The 19,736-nt window shown below is 44.0% G+C and carries 12 protein-coding genes, 2 tRNA genes and 1 other RNA gene; 6 read left to right on the forward strand and 9 right to left on the reverse strand.

Annotated elements, in window-relative coordinates:
* Window positions 1-27 precede the first annotated feature (27 nt).
* Window positions 28-981, forward strand: coding sequence for a YpdA family putative bacillithiol disulfide reductase (locus CWD77_RS10790; protein WP_101073585.1), 954 nt, complete (start codon window positions 28-30; stop codon window positions 979-981).
* Window positions 982-985: 4 nt separating this feature from the next.
* Here the strand turns inward: CWD77_RS10790 and ffs are convergent.
* From ffs to CWD77_RS10810, 4 genes are all read right to left on the reverse strand, one after another.
* Window positions 986-1,085: signal recognition particle sRNA small type (ffs, locus tag CWD77_RS10795), an RNA gene on the reverse strand.
* Window positions 1,086-1,141: 56 nt separating this feature from the next.
* On the reverse strand, window positions 1,142-3,274 hold the full coding sequence (locus tag CWD77_RS10800) for a CHASE2 domain-containing protein (protein ID WP_101073586.1): 2,133 nt from the start codon (window positions 3,272-3,274) through the stop codon (window positions 1,142-1,144).
* A gap of 167 nt (window positions 3,275-3,441) precedes the next feature.
* Complete coding sequence (locus CWD77_RS10805) at window positions 3,442-4,167, reverse strand: FecR domain-containing protein (protein ID WP_101073587.1); 726 nt, start codon at window positions 4,165-4,167, stop codon at window positions 3,442-3,444.
* Window positions 4,168-4,733: 566 nt separating this feature from the next.
* Window positions 4,734-4,807 (reverse strand) — tRNA-Ala (locus tag CWD77_RS10810).
* A 138-nt stretch (window positions 4,808-4,945) separates the two neighbouring features.
* Here CWD77_RS10810 and CWD77_RS10815 point away from each other — a divergent pair.
* Window positions 4,946-5,893: an OmpA family protein gene (locus CWD77_RS10815; protein ID WP_101073588.1), complete on the forward strand. Its 948-nt coding sequence runs from the start codon at window positions 4,946-4,948 to the stop codon at window positions 5,891-5,893.
* A 79-nt stretch (window positions 5,894-5,972) separates the two neighbouring features.
* Here CWD77_RS10815 and CWD77_RS10820 read toward each other — a convergent pair whose 3' ends face one another.
* Window positions 5,973-8,333: a DUF5686 and carboxypeptidase-like regulatory domain-containing protein gene (locus tag CWD77_RS10820; protein ID WP_101073589.1), complete on the reverse strand. Its 2,361-nt coding sequence runs from the start codon at window positions 8,331-8,333 to the stop codon at window positions 5,973-5,975.
* 116 nt (window positions 8,334-8,449) lie between these two features.
* Window positions 8,450-8,533, reverse strand: a tRNA-Leu gene (locus CWD77_RS10825).
* A gap of 514 nt (window positions 8,534-9,047) precedes the next feature.
* On the opposite strand from CWD77_RS10825, the gene polX reads away from it, so the two are divergent.
* Both polX and CWD77_RS10835 read left to right on the forward strand, forming a co-directional pair.
* Window positions 9,048-10,802, forward strand: a complete 1,755-nt coding sequence (gene polX, locus CWD77_RS10830; protein WP_101073590.1) for a DNA polymerase/3'-5' exonuclease PolX — start codon at window positions 9,048-9,050, stop codon at window positions 10,800-10,802.
* Window positions 10,803-11,054: 252 nt separating this feature from the next.
* Complete coding sequence (locus tag CWD77_RS10835) at window positions 11,055-11,849, forward strand: tryptophan 2,3-dioxygenase (RefSeq protein WP_101073591.1); 795 nt, start codon at window positions 11,055-11,057, stop codon at window positions 11,847-11,849.
* A gap of 257 nt (window positions 11,850-12,106) precedes the next feature.
* Here CWD77_RS10835 and CWD77_RS10840 read toward each other — a convergent pair whose 3' ends face one another.
* The 3 genes from CWD77_RS10840 to mutS form a co-directional block, all read right to left on the reverse strand.
* Entirely contained in the window at window positions 12,107-14,029 is a 1,923-nt protein-coding gene (locus tag CWD77_RS10840) for a DEAD/DEAH box helicase (RefSeq protein WP_101073592.1), read from the reverse strand.
* A gap of 363 nt (window positions 14,030-14,392) precedes the next feature.
* Entirely contained in the window at window positions 14,393-15,286 is an 894-nt protein-coding gene (locus CWD77_RS10845) for a GntR family transcriptional regulator (RefSeq protein WP_101073593.1), read from the reverse strand.
* A 5-nt stretch (window positions 15,287-15,291) separates the two neighbouring features.
* Window positions 15,292-17,964, reverse strand: a complete 2,673-nt coding sequence (gene mutS / locus CWD77_RS10850) for a DNA mismatch repair protein MutS (protein WP_101073594.1) — start codon at window positions 17,962-17,964, stop codon at window positions 15,292-15,294.
* Window positions 17,965-18,131: 167 nt separating this feature from the next.
* Between mutS and CWD77_RS10855 the strand changes: the two genes are divergently transcribed.
* Both CWD77_RS10855 and CWD77_RS10860 read left to right on the forward strand, forming a co-directional pair.
* Window positions 18,132-19,052 carry a YihY/virulence factor BrkB family protein gene (locus tag CWD77_RS10855; RefSeq protein WP_101073595.1) on the forward strand — a complete coding sequence of 307 codons (921 nt, stop codon included), beginning with the start codon at window positions 18,132-18,134 and terminating at the stop codon, window positions 19,050-19,052.
* Window positions 19,052-19,663, forward strand: coding sequence for a DNA-3-methyladenine glycosylase (locus CWD77_RS10860; protein WP_101073596.1), 612 nt, complete (start codon window positions 19,052-19,054; stop codon window positions 19,661-19,663). Before CWD77_RS10855 ends, CWD77_RS10860 begins: the two co-directional genes overlap by 1 nt.
* Window positions 19,664-19,736 lie beyond the last annotated feature (73 nt).

Consider the following 19,736-nt stretch of genomic DNA (forward strand, 5'->3'; position numbering starts at 1 on the left):
CAAACTACATTTTCTTAAGTATACAATATGGTCATCATAATAGGTTCAGGTCCAATAGGGCTAGCCACAGCAATTGCGCTAAAACAGAAAGGAATTGAGTCACTCATCATAGAAAGAGGATGCTTGGTTAATTCGATCTATAATTACCCAACCAACATGACCTTCTTCTCCACATCGGATAAGCTTGAAATTGGGAATATTCCTTTTATTTCTCACGGCCCAAAACCAACACGTAAGGAGGCTTTGGAGTACTACCGTAGAGCTGCGGAACATTACAATCTGAACATCAACCTTTTTGAAGAGGTGACGAATGTTAACGGTGAAGACGGTTCATACGAAGTGATTACCGACAAGGGAAAATACAAGGCTGAAAAAGTGGTTCTCGCTACCGGATTTTATGGCAAACCCAATATGATGAATGTGCCCGGCGAAGAGCTCCCTAAAGTTCTTCACTACTATGATGATCCCCATCGATACGCATGGCAAAATGTTTTAGTTGTAGGAGGCGGAAACTCTGCTGCAGACGCCGCACTTGAAACCTATCGATGCCATGCCAATGTTTCTATTCTTGTAAAGCACGATACGCTTAAGCCTTCCATCAAATATTGGGTGAAACCGGATATTGATAATCGCATCAAAGAAGGTTCCATTACCGGATATTTTAATTCTGAAGTATTGGAGATCCGTGAAAAAGAGGTGGACATCCAGACGCCTGATGGGGAAAAAACCATAAAGAATGATTTTGTTCTGGCGATGACAGGTTATCGCCCTCATTTTGATCTCATGCAAAAGATGGGTATCAACTTAACAGAAGATGAAAAGAAGATGCCGGTTTACAACAAAGAGACGTTAGAAACGAACCGAAAAGGATTGTATGTAGCCGGTGTGGTTTGTGGGGGGATGGATACCAGCAGTCTGTTTATCGAAAACAGCAGAATTCACGCAGAACATATTGCGGATCACATTGAGAAGAGCAGATAAAAAAAGAGGGCAAGCTACCCATATCACGCCGCTACGACCTACTACCGCTGCTGCCTTCCGACCCTGACGGAATTCATAGGGAGCTGGCTGTATGGAACTTGCCCCGAGCAATAAATATAAGGGCTTTGGTATTAAATATAAACGGTAAATCCCAAGAAATTTACCTTTCAATAACACCGTTCCAATCGTTCTCGGGCGTATTTTCAATTAATTCCCGGCAAAGACCTGCATAGAAAAGTGAAGGGTTGAGATTTTTATTTACATGAAAGTTCGCAACCTCTTTTGAGGTGAGTTTTTCAAAGATTGAAAGTGCTTCTGAAAACTTCCGGTCAAAATATAAATCAAGAGCCGATTCAAACTGTTTGATCAGGTTTAGGACCGAAAGATCGTATTGATCTGTAAACCCAACCAACTGATACAGCACCACTGATTTATTACGCCCTTTAACCCGAACCTTACCCAACTTCCTGAATACAAATTCATTCGTTTTCTCCGCCTGGATTTTTGTACTCTCGGAAACAATAGAATAAACACCAAAGATTTTGCAAGCCGACTCGCATCGAGCCGCCAGATTCACCTGATCTCCCATCACCGTGTAGTTAAAGCGACGTTCGGAACCCATATTCCCTACAAGCATCGGCCCGGTATTAATTCCGTATCGAGTTCTAATCTGAACCCCCATCAGGTCATAAGACTGCTTTTCCCATTTTTGTTCAGTCTTCAAAACCGTTCTGCATGCGCAGGCAGCTTGATTTTCGATAGGAACCGGGGCGCCATAAATGGCCATTACAGCATCACCTATATACTTATCAAGTGTTCCGTTTTCTTCGTTGATCACTTCTGTAAATGTGTTCAAATAGCTGTTAATCATAGAAACCAACTCACGGGGCGACAATGATTCAGAAAGTGTTGTGAAGTTTTCAATATCAGAAAACATGACTGTCAGTTCATCTTCCCGCCCCCCGAGGGTATAATCAAACTCATCCGAGATCATCTTGTCTACCAATTCCGGGGATACATAGGATGAAAACATCGATTTGATCTTCTTCTTTTCACGCTCTTCATAGATCACATTATGAGTTACTGATCCTATATATCCTACTACCACCGCTAACAGTACCGGTACAATTGGAATAAAAAGGCTTGCATAATTAAAGAACATAAAAGCAGTGATTGCCCAAACAATTCCGATCAGCAAGGTCATCGTCAGTCCGGACCAGCCCACAAAACGGGATGTAATTAAGTAACTTACACACAGCAGTAGAAGAGTAATCAACAGGCTGTTCAATACACCCACTTCCGTTAAAAAACGGCCATCTAAAATGGTTTGAAGCGCATGAGCATGTATTTCAACACCTGCCATTGCGTATTCACCGCTGCGGTCCGGGTAGGGTACAGAGTGAAAATCCTGCAGTTCAGGCATCGTTGTTCCCACCAAAACAATTTTATCCTTGAGGATGTCCTTATACAACAGGCCGTAATCCGGATCATCAAATTCGTTTATATCAAAAGCCTCTCTTTCTGTCGTTGTTTCAAATTCGGAATCATCTATTACAGCTTCAAAGCTTACGTAATCAAACGACCGATAACCGCCATAATAGTTAATGATCATGCGAGACCGTTCAGTTTTGGGTATCAGACGGTCTGCTGCTTCATATACCTCATCCCTGTTCTGCAATACAGTCTCTTCTCCATTGATAAGAGGCAGTATCTGCAGTGCCAGTGAGTAGTAGGTATCGTTTATATAGTTATACTGAAATGGATAACTGCGAATAAACCCATCCAAATCGGGGCGCATATCTACAAAGCCGATATTCCATGGGGTTGCATTTAGAAATATTTGCCGGGGAAATGACGGAGTTCGTTGATCTGCAACAAACCCACCCAAAAATCTCCGTTCCGGTTCCTGCCTTACCCTACCGGAAAAAAGCACATTACCGGCCTCTTCAACAGCATTTGCAAAAAGTGTGTCATTCCGGGGATTGTACAAATCCTGCTGATCGAAAAGAATATCAAACGCAATTGCTTTGGCACCCGCCTTGTTCAGATTTTCAACTAATTTTGCGTAAACATTGGTGGGCCAGGGATATTTGTATGGAATTTCATCATCCGCCCTGGAGCTGATTTCTACAATTACAATATCGCTATGTGAAAGATCCAACGGACCCCGCAATTCAAATAGTAGATCTCTTGAATTCAGGTCCGCAGTCTGAATGGGGGGTAGAAAAAATATAAACAGCATTATTAATGCTGCTAAAACAAGGGTTAATACAGATGAGACATGTTTACTCATGAATACAACTTAAAATCTGTGAATGTGTCGAAGTTGCATTATACGATCATTTGGCAATGCTGCAAAATCAGATCCAAGATCGTTTACATTTGAGTAGTTAATATTTTTTTGAAATGAACCGTTCTGATGAATTGAATATTAGATCTGCAATCGATTCAACCATGATGTTAGTTATTGTTTGGCTCGTTGAACTCAACACCCTCTTCAAGAATTTGGCCATTCGCAGCGCGAAGACTAAATATCAACCTTCTTTGAATCAGCGATTCGTCCAATGCGTTGTATTGCGAATTAAGCCTGCCAAGCTCTTTTTCACTCAGCTGACCCGTTGTAATATCCGTTCCGCTCTCATCCACCTGTGCAAACATACCTTTGCGCACCGATATAGTTTGGCCGGATTGTAACGCCATCACTTCAAGCATACCTTGCTCAACCCAATAATATCCGTTAGAAATTACGCCAAAAGAAGTCCCTTTAACGGTAGCCATTGTAGATGCAGTAGTAATCTCAAATTCACTGCTAACCTGCCGGTTTACATTTAGAAAAACTCCACCTCTGTTCAGATCAATGCGGATATTTTCGTTTTGATTACGATCCATCTCACCCCGGATTATCAACTCTGATAGCGGACATACTTTTACTACGCTTTGATCCATAAACGTAACCAGTGCATATCCTTTTTCGTCGGTTGTCAGTGTATCGCCGCTAAAAAGGGATCTACCGGGTTGGTCAAATGTATCCTTTGATGAATCTTTAACATCAACATTGGGATCAAAATGCAGAACAATGGCGATTTCCCTTTCAGGGCTATCTGCCTTTACCGATTCTTCGGTTACCAATCCAATTCCGAAGAGCAGAAAGATAAATATGGGGGCTATTGTATTAAAAAAGTTCATTCTCAGCTTGACGATTCATTTCTTTACTAGATCTATTTACTACGCATTCTATCAACTAGTTCCATAGATTCTTTTTTTTATCGACTCCCTACTAAATATCTGCTCATTCAAGTCAATTTGAAATAGAGAAAACCCGTCTCTTCTATTGACTGTTTTGTGGTTCCCACCATTTGAATATGCTCACGAGCAGCTAGCAGTCACCGGTACTGAATAATTATCAATCTACCCAAAGAATTTCCATCTGTAATTGCCAAGATCGACAATTCGATGGTCTGGGTATTTTTAATGAGTGGTTTGGCAGTAATTTCGATATGAAAACCGACAGATTGAGAAAGGCTACATTTAATTGGAACAAGAATGGAAAAAAGCAGTTACAAAAATTGTCTCACAATGGCCGATTTAGTCATGCTTTCATAAATAAAAGATGTGGAACATTCGCTAACTGCTACTAACGTAAAACAAATACCATTTATGGAGAATAAATACGATGCTTTTCAGACTGACAAACTCACCGTTTGTTCGTACTTAAAACCCGCTAAATATTCTCTGTTATGTACAAACCATTGTGGAGCTACGGGGATTCGAACCCCGGACCTTCGCGCTGCCAGCGCGACGCTCTAGCCAGCTGAGCTATAGCCCCATCGAGGCAGAATATATCACCTTTCACAAGCATTTGTCAAAAAAACATTTTTGTTTGCGATTGTTGGTTATGTATTTTTTGTTAAAGTGGAATAATTTCTAACTTAAAACCTCACACTAACTGTACAGGAGAATAACAATGTTTAAATCACCAACTTACTTATTCATTGGTTTGCTTGCCTCAGTGCTTGTTTTTCAAGCTTGCGGTACCGGCGAACCTGAAGGGGATCCAGATCCATTAACACTCGAATACCTCATGAGCCTCTCTGACGAAGAGCTGATGGAGCGTGACAGTGATGGAGACGAGCTTTCCGATTACGATGAAATCTACGTTTATGGTACAGACCCACTCGCACCGGACACGGATGAAGATGGACTTACTGACTACGAAGAAGTGAACACTTACGGAACTGATCCTTTAAATTCGGACAGCGACGACGACGGAATCTCTGATGGAGATGAAGTAAATGTTTACGGAACTGATCCGCTAAGTGCCGATACGGATGGAGACGGAATCTCTGACGGAGAGGAAGTAGATAACTACGGAACTGATCCGCTTGACCCCGATTCTGATGGAGATGGACTCTCTGACGGAGAAGAGGTTAATGAATTAGGAACTGATCCACTGGATCCAGATTCTGACGGAGACGGATTTACTGACGGTCAAGAAATTGAAATGGGATCAGATCCACTCGATTCAAATGACCCTCCCTATATTGAGGAATTGAATACCATCAACTTCGATTTTGACAAATCTGACATCAGAGATGGTGATGCAAGAAAACTTTCTGAAAACGTTGACCAATTGATGGAAGTTGAAGCTTTCAGAGTTCGTGTAGACGCTTATACTGACCACATTGGTGGCGACCAATACAACCAGCGACTTAGTCTGAGAAGAGCAAATGCAGTTGTTAATTTCTACAAAGACAACGGTATTGCAGAAGACAGAATCGAATACAGAGGTCTTGGAAAAGCTCCGGTAGAATGTGCTGAAGCTGAAAAAGATTCGGACACACCCGGTTGTGAGAAAAACCGACGTGCAGAGTCTCATCCTCTGAATCCATACCCATTCTCACCAGGAAACTAATTTAGTTTTCAATCTAAAAGGCGAGCTGAAAATTCAGCTCGCCTTTTTTTATTTCTAAGCATTTCTTTGATTTAAATCTCTAAAAATACCGTGGCACACTAAAACCGAAAAAGTAACCCGGAGCATCTAGTCTTTTTGCAAAATCGAGCCGCAATATTCCAAATATGCTATTCAGGCTTACCCCGGCTTCAGAATGAATTCCATCCGACTGCATACTCAGTCCGGAAAATTCATCTGTTCCCTCAGCAAATCCGGCACCTCCAAAGAGAATAATGCCCCAGCCCTTCTCTACAAAATAGTTCAATCCAAGAATTTCAAAGGGAATAGTCCTGAAATTGTGCTCCGCAACGGCCAGTCCAAAATTATTACCCACATACGGCGTGTAAGGTTTTGTCTTTAAAATCGAGAACGGGGTAAATCTTGACAGTGACCCATCGATTGAGCCCAGTTTCTGAATTGGAGGTGTACCCAATATCGTACCTCCGGATAGATGGATGTCCAGCGTATTGGCAAACAGCCTGCGTTGATAAAATGTCCCGAAATTCCAGTCAATGCTCACCATAAGTGAAGAAAAATCGAAATCACTACCTAAAGCAGAATTACTAAACTCCCCTTTTAACAGAATCTGGCGATTTCCTGCAAATCCAAAGTTTCTTTCCTGAACATTATATCCAATTTCCGCTGAAACGGATCGAACCGTTCCCTCCGAAATTCCCGGATTCAACCTTCTTTCATTTACCCAATCAAATAGTCTGAAGTCAACAACTTCATCAGTTAAAGTGGACCGGTGAATTTCGTGTCTACCCATTATTTTCAGATCAGTCTTGTCTAAAATATTTTTGACTTCAACACCTACCCCAAGCTGTTCATTTCGGAAATAGTTGAAATAATCATCCCCTCCAATCAAGGTCACAAAACTATTCATCCCAACTGTATAGTTGTTGGATTGATACTGGGTATCCATTGTCTGCTGATACTGCAAGTGCAAATCCAGACTTATCCTATCCAGCGTTGCGATTTGCTTCACGAGGTTTGTTCCATAATCCCATGTTTCACTGTTAAAACTATAGCCCCCGAAAATTTTAGTATTTAAACTAAGATTTGAGATCTCATTCTGATAATTCAATCCTATGTGAACACCCTCTACCCGATTATACTTCGCCCGTAGACCTACTCCATCAGGAAAAAGATTCCCAATACCCGATAATGGGCCTGATCTTTCTTCTTCCTCATCATCAAGCATCCTGGCTAAAAAACCCTCCGGTCTGAACGCTTCTTCCATAGTCTGAGTGCTGTCTATCGTCTCATATGCACGACGCTCTTCATCAGTTAAAGGTATTTCAACAAAGGTAACTTCTTCCTTATAGGTGGTATCAGCCTTGGTAAATGTGTCCTGATTATTAAAGATTGAATCAGGTATAGAAACATTGACCTGATAATCAGAAATCCTGGAAACCTGCTTAAAATTAATAGCCGGAAATTGTAATCCGATTAAACCTATACGAATACGCCCTTCAATTCTCATATCCACCGGCAACCAAAAATCCCTCCCATAGTTACTGAATTGTTGCTTGTAGGATAGATCAAAGTCCTGAACCGGAGGTGGGAAATTCACTACCTCGTTGGGTTTTAAATCAACATCCACAAGGGCATACTGCCTGCCAAGTACAAAAGCCACGCCTTTAAATGTTGGCTGGAGTTTTCTTTTGGGAGTCACCTCAATTTTGTAGACCGGAACACCGTCCATTTGCAGTGTTTCCAAAAGCTTGAAGTGATAGTAGGAAAGTGCATCGGGATGAGTAATGCCCACAATGTTATATCCGGCAATTTCAACATTGTCATCATAAAAATTAGGTAGGTAGCGGACACCTGCAAAATTTTCGTCTGCGTTTATATTGGACGTTTGGCGGGTTGATTTTTGAATTTCCCTGTGCCCTTCTCCCTTCTGCCAGTACAACGTTGAACTACTCTCTGTAATAGATACTATCGACGTGTCATTTTCCAGTATCTGCCGGGTATATGCTTCCGATTGATAGGAATCTAAATTTGCCCGCCATAGCTTTTTCCTTTCAATCACTCGCTCCATAATGGTGAGTCCGGGATCTCTATCGGTAACCACAATTTCCTCCATCTGCGTAACTGAAGGAAATAATCTAACATCAATTACCCGGGGGCTGTTTTCATCAACCACAACGTTGAAGCTTTCATAGCCGATGTAACTTACACGAATTGTTACCGGGAGCTGATCGACCTGAATTGAATATTTCCCCTCTTCATTACTAATTGTTCCCCGAAGGCTATTTTCAAGAATAACAGTAGCCGCCGGCAGAGTCTCACCGGTCTGTCCATCATAAATGGTTCCTGAAATTTCAGTTTGAGAAAATACATAAACCGGGGTAAGCAGCAGTAGAATCGTAAAACTAATCAGTCGAAATCTCATTCATCTATTTCCGTGAAAGTAAATTTGAATCTACTCTACGTACAAACCGGACAGATCGTTTCACTTGGTGGAAATAAAAAAGGCTCACAACGATGAACGTTATGAGCCTTTAATTGTGCCCCGGAATGGAGTCGAACCATCACGGCCGTTAGGCCACACGCCCCTCAAGCGTGCGCGTCTACCAATTCCGCCACCGGGGCAAAAAAGTTTTTTATCAAAATTTCAATCTTTGCTGTGCATCGAGTCGAACCACCACGTCCCGACAGCTGTCGGGACACACGACCTTCAATCTCGTAAAACTACGGGGTACCAATTCTGTCCTTGTTCAGCGTATCAGGAATCGGGACAAAAACTGTTACTTACCAAAATTTCAAAACTCTACTGTAAATCGAGTCGAATCATCACGTCCCGATAACTATCGGGACACAAGCACTCAATCCCGAAAGCATTCGGGATACCAATTCCGCCACCGGGGCTTATTGGTAAAAAAAATGATTCAAATGTTCCATTTGAATCAGAGTTTGTAAAGATAGGGGATTTTCAAACTAAATGGAAAGTGCCTTTTTCAAAAAACCACAGCTTTTTCTCCCGACAACTGTCGGGATGAATTGGTTTTTCGTAGTTTTGTGTTGAAGGATATCAAATAAAAGAGTGTACTCGTGGCACGACTCCAAGTCGTGCCACGAGTTTAGAAAAACCAAAACAAAGAATTCTATGACCAACCAGGAAGTAGCCGAAAAACTCCGTGAAATTTATAACCTGATGCAGCTTGCCGGGGAGAACCGGTTTCGGGCTATAGCATTCGATCGGGCTGCTCAGACCATTGAGGGACTCAACGACGAGATCGCCAAGCATATTGAAGAAGGTACTCTCACCGACATCAAGGGAATCGGGAAGTCGATAGCTGAAGATATCCTGGCCTATGCGGAAACCGGAACCATGCCCGTGCTCGAAGATCTGAAAGAGCGCGTGCCAAAAGGGTTAATCGAATGGTTGAACATTTCGGGATTGGGTCCCAAGAACATTGTTAAAATTCACCAGAAACTGGGCATTACCGAAATCGTCGAACTGAAGGAGGCGTGCCAGAGCGGAGCGGTTGCTGATCTTCCAGGTTTAGGTCAGAAATCTGCTGACAAAATTATCAAATCGATTGAGTATCTGGAAAAATTCGGGCAGCGGGCCCGGCTCGATCAGGCTCTTGAAATCGCCGAACCGGTCTTTGAGTTCGTCAAAAATATTGATGGGGTAAAACAGTGTGAGATTGCCGGCTCACTTCGGAGATCCCGCGAAACTATTGGTGACATCGATATTCTTGTTGCGGCGAATACGGATGATGCCGAAGCCATTTTTGATCAATTTGTAAATCATGAGCTGGTCGTTGAAGTTTTGGGACGCGGTGATACAAAGAGTTCGGTTCGAACAGAAAATGGCCGACAGGTGGATCTGCGGATTGTAAAACCGAACGAGTTTCCTGCCGCTCTGATGTACTTCACCGGCAGTAAAGAGCACAATATCGTAATGCGTCAGCGGGCCCGCGAGCGTGGGATGGCTCTGAATGAATATGGACTTTTTAAGCTCAATGATGAAAAAGAAACCGATTTTGATCAGCCCGTAAAAACCTCATCTGAAGAAGAAATCTACGAAAAGCTTGGGCTGAATTTTGTACCGCCCGAACATCGGGAAGATCGCGGTGAGTTTGAGTTTTATGAGGAGCACAAATCGATGGAGCTGGTTTCTGATTCCGACATCAAAGGCGTAGTTCACGCCCACAGTACCTGGAGTGACGGAAAATATACCATCAAACAGATGGCCGAAGCGTGTATGGAACGTGGCTATGAATATCTTGGCCTGACCGATCACTCCAAAACAGCAGCCTACGCCGGAGGCTTGACGACCGATGAGGTAAAACAGCAGTGGGAGGAGATTGATCGGCTAAACGAGGAATTCAAAGAATCCGGGAAAAAGTTCAAGATCTTCAAAGGGATGGAGTCGGACATTTTAAGTGACGGCTCATTAGACTATCCCGATGAAATCCTCGCCGGATTCGATTTTGTGATTGCCAGTGTTCACAGCGGACTGAGTATGTCTCTGGAGGATATGATGAACCGTTTTGAGAACGCCATCAAAAATCCTTACACACGAATTGTGGGTCACCCAACCGGGCGTCTACTGCTGAAACGTGAAGAGAGCAAACTGGACCTCAACCGCCTGATTGAGCTTGCTGTTGAGCACAACACCGTAATCGAAATCAATGCCAGTCCATGGCGGCTCGATCTCGACTGGAGGTATGGAAACAAGGCGAAAGAAGTTGGCTTGATAACCTCCATCAACCCGGATGCCCACTCTGTAGAGGGAATTGACGATATTCACTACGGTGTGATGATCGCTCGAAAGGCAAAATTTGAGCCGGCACGGGTGCTGAATACTAAATCGGCTGAGGATTTTGAGAAGTGGTGTAAAAAGAAGTAGCAGGTACTGAGTATTGAGTATCAGGAATTGGTAAGACAAACTTTATCTTAAATACACCCCTCTTATTCTCCCCTTATTAGGGGAGATTTTTTCCTTTAACTTTTAACTTTCGCCTTATCACAAAATAGACGCTGTCAGAATCAGCCAACGCTGAATGCTGACAGGTCTGCGTTCTCAAAACTCAATACCTGATACTTTCTACTCAATACTCTTATATTCCCCAAAACCTGAATCTCATTCTGAGCCAAACACATGAGCGAATCCAAAAGTCTGACTTACACATCCTATCTGAAAGTAAAAGAGCTGCTTGAACTGCAGCAGCCGGAATCGAAACCGGAAGAGCACGATGAGATGCTTTTCATTATCATTCATCAGGTATACGAATTGTGGTTCAAACAGATCATGCATGAATTTGATAAGCTTCGTGCTGATCTGGAGACCGGAAATACCTGGGGCGCCACCAAAACGATGCGACGCGTGCTGACCATTTTGAAAACGATGGTCTCCCAAATTGACATCCTCGAAACAATGACTCCTTTAGAGTTCAACAGTTTCCGGGGATTTTTGCAGAGTGCCAGCGGGTTTCAGTCGGTACAGTTTCGCGAGATGGAGATTGTCTGCGGCATGAGATCAAAACACATCATCGATGTGCACAAAGACCAGCCGGAACTTCAACAGAATCTACTTGACCGGGAGAAAGAATTCACTCTCTGGGAAAGTTTTTGCAAATACCTGCAACACCGCGGTCATGACATTGAGATACCGGAACGGGTAAATGAGCATGGTTTGGTTTTTGAACCGTCTGATCACAATCAAACCGAGCTGGTCAATATTATGAACAACGACCCCGAAGCGGCCATGCTCTGCGAACTGTTTATCGATTACGACGAGGGACTGATGGAGTGGCGCTACCGCCACGTAAAAATGGTAGAGCGAACCATCGGCACCAAAAAAGGCACCGGTGGATCAGACGGCGCCGGGTATCTCCACCGAACATTGAATAACCCCATCTTCCCGGATCTTTGGGCGATTCGCTCGAAGTTTTAAGTTGATTGGCTAGAGTCAAACCTGACAGCATAAGCTCCCCCTTCGAAGGGGGGCGGGGGGATGATCAAAGCTATATCGAAGAGACTTCAACACACCCCTTGCTTGTTCGCTGAACGCTCACTGCACATTTCCCCTCTCGAGAGGGGAAAAGTTCGAATGAAAGCGCAAAGCTCTGTTCAGTCGGGCGAGGAGTGTGTTTAATGCGTGTAACCAGACGCTGTCAGGATCAGCTAGCGCTGAACGCTGACAGGTCTCAATCACCCACCAATTCTTTTCAGAAGCTTTCCTAAAAACTTTCCGCCGTACACCCTCTCCACATGATCCATATCGGCAATAACCACAAGCTCTTTCCGGCTTCTTGAGAAAGCCACATTCAGCAGCCGCGGTACACTCAAACCGTTTTTCTCCTCATCGAGCGGACGTACGGAATAGTGACGTTTGGTGCCTCTCTGTTTTTCACCGCTCATCACCGTATCAAAAATGATGTAATCTTTTTCCCGACCCTGAAAGGTATGAATGGTTCCCACTTCAACATTCCGGATGCCGGCTTCATAGAGACGATTTCGAAGATCATAAACTGCACTTCGGAACGGCACAATCACCCCAACATCTTCCATGAAAATGCCGCGACCACCCATATTTTTCAGCAGTCGTTCAACCACCTCTTGATGAACCATGTTGATCGGCTTGAATCCCCGTTCGCCGGATTTCTGCTCCAGAAACGGCCCATACTTAGAAGTGTTGACCAAATGAAAGGCGCGATCAGAAAGCTCCCCTAGCGATTGATCCTGAATTTTGCCGGTTTTCAATCGGCCTTCGTAAAACACAGTACTGATCACATCGGCAAGTGACTCTTCCAGGCGGTACTGCGTATCAAAAAAGGCGGTGAATTCGGGATGCTCGTCGTGCCAGCGAAAGAGGGCTTCTGATGAGTCGGCGCCGGAAACCGTAGTAAAAATATCTTTCTCCAAAAACTCGCGGGATTTTCGGTCGGATGTCAAAGCAATGGGTGGAAGCTGCATCGGGTCGCCCACAACCACCATGTGCCACTTGGCATGAGCCGCGAGTACCATCATGTAGGGAAGATTCGCCATCGAACTTTCATCTACTACAACAGCATCAAAATCGAGATCATGAAACAGATCAGACGTACATACCTTAGCCAATGTTGTGGCCACAAGCTGTTTTTTCCACAGCTCAGCTCGGTCGTTCACCTGACTTAACTCCTCAAGCTTCTCTTCCAACTCCTCCAGTCCGCCGGCATCCTCAATTTTCTGCTCAATCAGCTTCATCTCCAGCTCCTGATTGTTTGTTGGCTGCTTACCATTTCGGAAACGTTTTTCAACGGCCTGCAGCGCCTGCTTTCTGCGCTCCATCAATCCGATCCACTCTCCGGCCTGCTCCTGCCGCTTACGAATCGTCTGTTCAAGCTGATTGGAAAAGAGAATCGGCTCCAGTTCAGAAGCATCCAGCGCGGCCTCCCCAAAACGTGTGATTCTATGCTGTGGAATATTCAGCCCAATCTTTTGAATTGCATCCAGTGCACTCAGCAGTCCAACATCAACGGCTCTGTTGGTATTCGATGCAAAGAGGACTTTTTTTCCGTTCTTCAGGTAGTTGGCTATAATATATCCCAGCGTAGCGGTTTTACCGGTTCCGGGCGGCCCCCAGATAAACGTCGCCCTGCGATTCATAGACATTCGAATCGCGTCAAGCTGCGCTTCGTTCCGCATGCCATCGTCATCCACTTCATCCGGACCGGGAATCGCTTGACCATTCGGTTCAAAGAGATGTTCGAGGCGTTCCAGTTCACTTTTTTCCCGGCTGTTCAGTTTTGCGATTTCAGACAAGGTTTTCTTCAGAATAAAGTCGTTTTCCCACTCCACGTGTACTTCTGAAATAGAACTGCCAACATCCTCAGGAAATTGTAAGGTAACCTCTTTGTCCTCAAACGAAACGGGATGAACCGTCCAGCTTTTTTCACCGGCCATCGCTTTTATCTCCTCCGCAAACCGAATGGCAGGCTGATGAGATTCGAACTTGTAGTTCACACTGTCTGAAGCGGTTACTTTCTCTCTTTTTCCTGCAAAGAGTACATCCGATGACGGTTTTTCCCGAACCGTTTCAATCTCCGATTCGAGGGCGGTTATGGCTTGATCGAGTAGTTTTTTTATATCCATCTTTTGGGTAAAACGGCAAACGTGAAAAGTGAGAAATCAAATTCTTTCTCACTCGTTTTAACTTGAGTTCGATTTTAAACTAAGGTAACAACACTCCCCTCCTGTGTAAGGAGGGGGCGGGGGTGGTTGTCCCAAGACGAAATTAGATAAATGAGACTCAAATATTCTTTTTAACCACCCCTAAGTCCACTAAACAGATGATCAATCGAACTCATGGTTTAATTTATTTCAGAAATAGAAACTAACAGTTTCATTAAGTACAATCGAACTTTATTTGCCCCCAATTTGGTCTGCAATTTTTCACGTTTGGCAAACTCAGAAAACGAACTCGCCTCTAGCATCTACCCTCTCGCCACAAAAAATCTACTGATCCCACAACTCCGACCGAATCATCTGCGCGCTCTTTTCTGAAATGATGTACTCCAATTTGATCCGTTTAACTTCCGGCACTTTTTGTTCCACTAGCCGGGCACTGGCGGGAGTATAGACAATCAGATCGGTATTTCGCACAAAAAGTGGCAGGGATTTGCCGTAGGTGGCACCAGCCACAAACGCGCCTTCAAAGTTCATGAGTGTTTTTAGCTCGTCAATAATTTTTGAGATCGATTCCTCTTCGGCCGTAACCAGGCCAATCGCCTCGATGCCCGAGCGATCCACAATGGAAAGAAGTACATCCGCATCGTAGTGAAAAACAACCGGCAACAGGCGAATGGTGTTACTCAGCGATCGAAACTCGCTTACAAGATGAATCGGTACAAAAAGAGCATCGTACTTAACCAGTCTATCATAATTATCAGCCGATATCGGTACACTCTTTACGCCGATCTGATTCTTAATCGAGTCTGACAATAGCTTGGCGAGTTCCACTGTCTCCCCCACGGTTGCAATACTTTGAATTCGGTCGGGCCACTCCATGTAGCTGATCTGCTCTTCAAAAATCGCTTCGATCTCCTTTTCATCCAGACCGTAACCGATCAGTTCTTCCAGCAGCTCCTGCATCTTCTCGGTTCCCATCTCAATTCGCTGGGTTTTATCGAGCGAGGTACTTTGCCGGTTCACTACAAAACCGCGTCCCTGCTCTGGCGTGATCAATCCTTCATCGGCAAGCTGATGGTACGCTTTGCGCACGGTATGAAAACTGGCCCCCAGTTGCCGGCCCAATTCCCGGGTTGAGGGAAGCAGCTCCCCCACCTGAAACTGCTTGGTGGCAATCATCAGGCGGATACGGTCTGAGATATGTTTGGCGGAGTGTTTCATTCAGATTATTTTACCAAACGCTTCAGTTCACTCAGCATCAGCATCGCTTCAATAGGCGTCATTCGATCAGGATCGGCGGCTTCCAGTTTATTCAATAGCGTTTCCACATTCGGATCGATTTGCGATCCAAATAGCGTCATCTGAGGTAATTCTGCCTGTTTCTCAACCTCTTTGGTCACTTTCTTTGCCGCCTCTTTCTTTTTGGCTGATTGAGCCATTGCCCCGTTTCCATCGTGACTCACATCCAGCGTGTGACTCTCCAGGTTTGATAAGATTTCCTTCGCACGATTAATCACTACATCCGGCAGACCGGCCATATTGGCCACCTGAATTCCGTAGCTGTGATCGGCGCCGCCGCGAACCAATTTCCGCAGAAAGATCACTTTCCCATCGTGCTCCTTCACCTGTACGTTGAAGTTCTTGATCCGCTCGTAACGCTCCTCTAACTCGTTGAGCTCATGATAGTGCGTCGCAAAAAGTGTTTTTGCAGCTACTTCTGGTTTGTTGTGCAGATACTCCGACAGCGACCACGCGATACTCAGCCCGTCAAATGTACTGGTTCCGCGTCCAACTTCATCCAATAGAATCAGGGATTTTGGTGTGGCATTATTCAGAATGTTGGCCGCTTCATTCATCTCCACGAGAAAGGTACTCTCTCCTGCAGCCAGATTATCTGAGGCTCCAACCCGGGTAAATATTTTGTCCACAAGTCCGATTGTGGCCTTTTCGGCCGGTACAAAACAACCGATCTGCGCCATCAAAACCAGTAATCCCGTTTGACGCAGAATAATACTTTTACCGGCCATGTTCGGCCCGGTAATCATCAATATTTGAAATTCGCTGTTATCCAGATAGATATCATTCGGAATAAAAGGCTCTCCTGCTTCCAGGGTTTTCTCAACTACCGGGTGACGCCCTTTTTTCACATCAACCACATCTTCTTCATTGATCTCCGGTTTTACGTAGTTATTCCGGAAGGCCACCTCTGCAAAACTTTGAATGCAGTCCAATTCCGCAATGGCCGTGGCAATCTGTTGAACATCCTCGGCAAACTCGGCTACATAGAGTCGCAACTCTTCAAACAGTTCGCCCTCCAGCGTTTTGCTTTTATCCTCGGCCGACAAAACCTTCTCCTCCACCTCTTTCAGCTCAGGTGTGATGTAGCGTTCGGAGTTCACCAGTGTCTGCTTGCGAATGAAATGTTCCGGCACTTTATCCTTGTGCGTGTTGGTCACCTCAATGTAGTAGCCAAACACCTTGTTGTATCCAATTTTGAGGGATGGAATTCCGGCATCCTTGGCCAATTTATTTTTAATCTCGGCAATGTATTTTTTCCCGTTTCGGGCAATCTCTCGCAGTTCATCCAGGTCTTCATTGAATCCCTCATCAAATATTCCTCCATCTCGAATACTCGCGGGCGGATCTTCCACCAGAGCCCCGTTGATTCGCTCCTGAACATCAATCAAAAGCTTTAACCGTTTGTTGATTGATTTGATAAGTACACTTCCACTCTGACCTATAATTCTCTTGATTGCGGTAATTTGTGCTAGGGAAAGTTGAAGCTGTTTCAAATCTCGCGCATTGGTTCGCCCCACGCTGATCCGGCTAATTAGCCGCTCGAGATCGCCAACCTGATCCAGCTCATCCCGCAACTCTTCGCGCAATGTGTGGTCTTTAACCAGCTCATCGACCGCCTCAAGCCGATTCTCAATCGTTTCTGCTTTTTTCAGAGGACGCATTATCCACTTTCTCAGCAAACGCCCCCCCATCGCCGTAGACGTTGCATCCAGAATGGAAACCAGTGTTCCGTCGGTTCCCCCCTCCTGCATGCTCGACGTCAGTTCCAGATTTCGTTTGGTCGATCCGTCCAGCGACATATATTCGCTGTTTTCATAAGCATAGAGCCGCTTCAGATGACCCAGCGAAGATTTCTGTGTCTCCTGCATATAATGCAACAACGAACCGGCTGCATGATGTGCAATTTCCAAGTCCTCTACGCCAAAGCCCTTCAGGGAGTGTGTTTTAAAATGCTCGGTCAGGATTTTATAGCCGTAATCCCCTTCATACACCCAGTCTTCAATAAAGGTGATGTTGTTTGATTTCAGAATTTCCGGAACGCTGTTCTTTAATTTTTTCTGAATCAACACTTCCGACGGCTGCAGCGACTGAATTAAACTGTCCAATTCCGTTTTACCGACCTGACTCAAACCAAACTCACCGGTGGATATATCCGAGAATGCAACTCCGACAGTACCTCCCGCCCAGAAAATCGAGACGATATAGTTATTTCGCTTATGATCAAGCAGCTTCTCAGACATGGTCACCCCGGGGGTGGTAATCTCCGTTACCTCCCGGTTCACAATTTTCTTACCGGCTTTCTTCGCAGTTTCCGGATCTTCAGTCTGCTCACAGATGGCCACACGAAATCCACGTTTCACGAGTTTGGGAAGATAGGAGTCGAGTGCATGATAGGGGAATCCTGCCAACGGAGTTTGATCTCCACCGTTATTTCGTTTGGTTAGAGTAATTCCCAGCTCTTTGCTAATCAAAACGGCATCATCGGCAAATGTCTCATAAAAATCACCCACCCTGAACAGCAGAATAGTCCCGGGGTGTTTCTCCTTAATTTCAAAATATTGACGCATCAATGGCGTCTGCTTTTTCTTCTTCTTACCCATTCAGAAAATTCCTTATATGTGTTTATTTCCACAGGTCTGAAAGGTATTGAATTTCAATCATTTTTTAAGATCAATAAGTTGGCAAATCTGAATGACTGATTTTAATTCTGCATTCTTAATAACAGTTGATTGGCTTTCAACCCAATTACATTTATTTTTATATAAATATGCAGCTATTCGATAAACATAAATTTCGGGCGTACTGGAAAATGGTTGCTGATCTCGCAATGAAGAAGCATGTCTTCTTTAATGCATCAGCTATTACATTTAACCTTTTTATCTGTTCTATCCCTTTTACTCTTATTCTCATCTCTATCATTGGATTTGTATTATCCATTGATACTGCCTTTGAAGAGCTGATTCGATATGGAAGGGAATTACTTCCAACTCTTAATTATGAGGGGCAATCGGGCGATCTTATTGGCAGTGCAATTACTCTTGAAACCATCATTGAACCGTTGGTTAACGCACGAACAATCTTTGGTTTAGCAGGTATTGCTATCTTAATGATCTTTTCTCAAGGACTTTTCCACACCATGAAACATGCGTTATTCGACGTATTTGATGTTGAAGACCGAAAACACCCCATCCTTGAATTAATACATAACTTTTTTGCATTTGGTGTGATTGGAGGTGTATTTCTTTTTTTTAGTATGGCTATCTCCATTATCTCCCTGTTTTCATTTAATGAAATTGATATCCCATATACGGATATTGTAATTGAACTTGGATGGGTGGCCGATTTTCTGACCAATGTGATTCCGGTCATTTTTATGATTTTACTCTTCTATGCCATTTTTCGTTACATCAGTGAACGACGAATGCGCCCGAAAGTCGCCTTTTGGTCGGCCATTACCTATACCGTTCTCTTTGAGATAGCCAAGTATGGAATCAGCTTATATCTTGAATATGCTCTGACCGCTTATCGCTATTTCTACCAGGGTTATACTGTTCTGATTATTATCGTTTTTTGGGTATTCTATGCCGCAGTTCTTTTTGTAATCACATCCATTATGGCACGTTCCTATCAGGAAGTTTATCTTAAAACGCCAGTAGCCGATAGAAATCCATATACCGAAATTTCCTGATGTTTTCTGAAGAAGACGTTTTGCCTGTTGAATTTTACGACAATCCCGATGTAGTGGATATTGCACAAAAACTATTGGGGAAAGTGTTGTGTAGTATGATTGATGGGGTTTTCACCGCCGGTATTATTTCTGAAACTGAAGCATATTGTGGGCGCAATGATAAAGCCTGCCATGCAAATAACGGTAAGCGCACAGACCGAACAGAAGTGATGTTCGGCAAGCCGGGTCACGCTTACATCTATCTCTGTTATGGAATTCACCACCTGTTCAATGTAGTTACCAACCGCACAGGATTTGCTGATGCCGTACTCATTCGAAGTATTCTACCGGTTGATGGCTTAGATCAAATCATAGAGAGAAGAACCGTTAAAAATCATGTCAATTTAGCCAACGGACCCGGAAAGCTCACCCAGGCTCTGGGAATAACAACCGACCTGAATAAAACATACCTAATAAATCCGCCGGTCTGGATTGAAAATCGTGGAGTTGAAATCCCATCAACAGAAATTGCTCCCTCCAAACGTATTGGGGTAGAATATGCCGGCGATCATGCAGAGCGCCTATGGCGATTCGAAATCTCAAAAAGTTTGAGTAAGAAGTTAAAAGTTTAGCACATCTTAATAATTAATTAACCCAATGATGAAACGGTAATTCTACCGTAAGCATTATCAATTAAAACAAAAG

The organism is Rhodohalobacter barkolensis, from assembly GCF_002834295.1.
Classification (GTDB): domain Bacteria; phylum Bacteroidota; class Rhodothermia; order Balneolales; family Balneolaceae; genus Rhodohalobacter; species Rhodohalobacter barkolensis.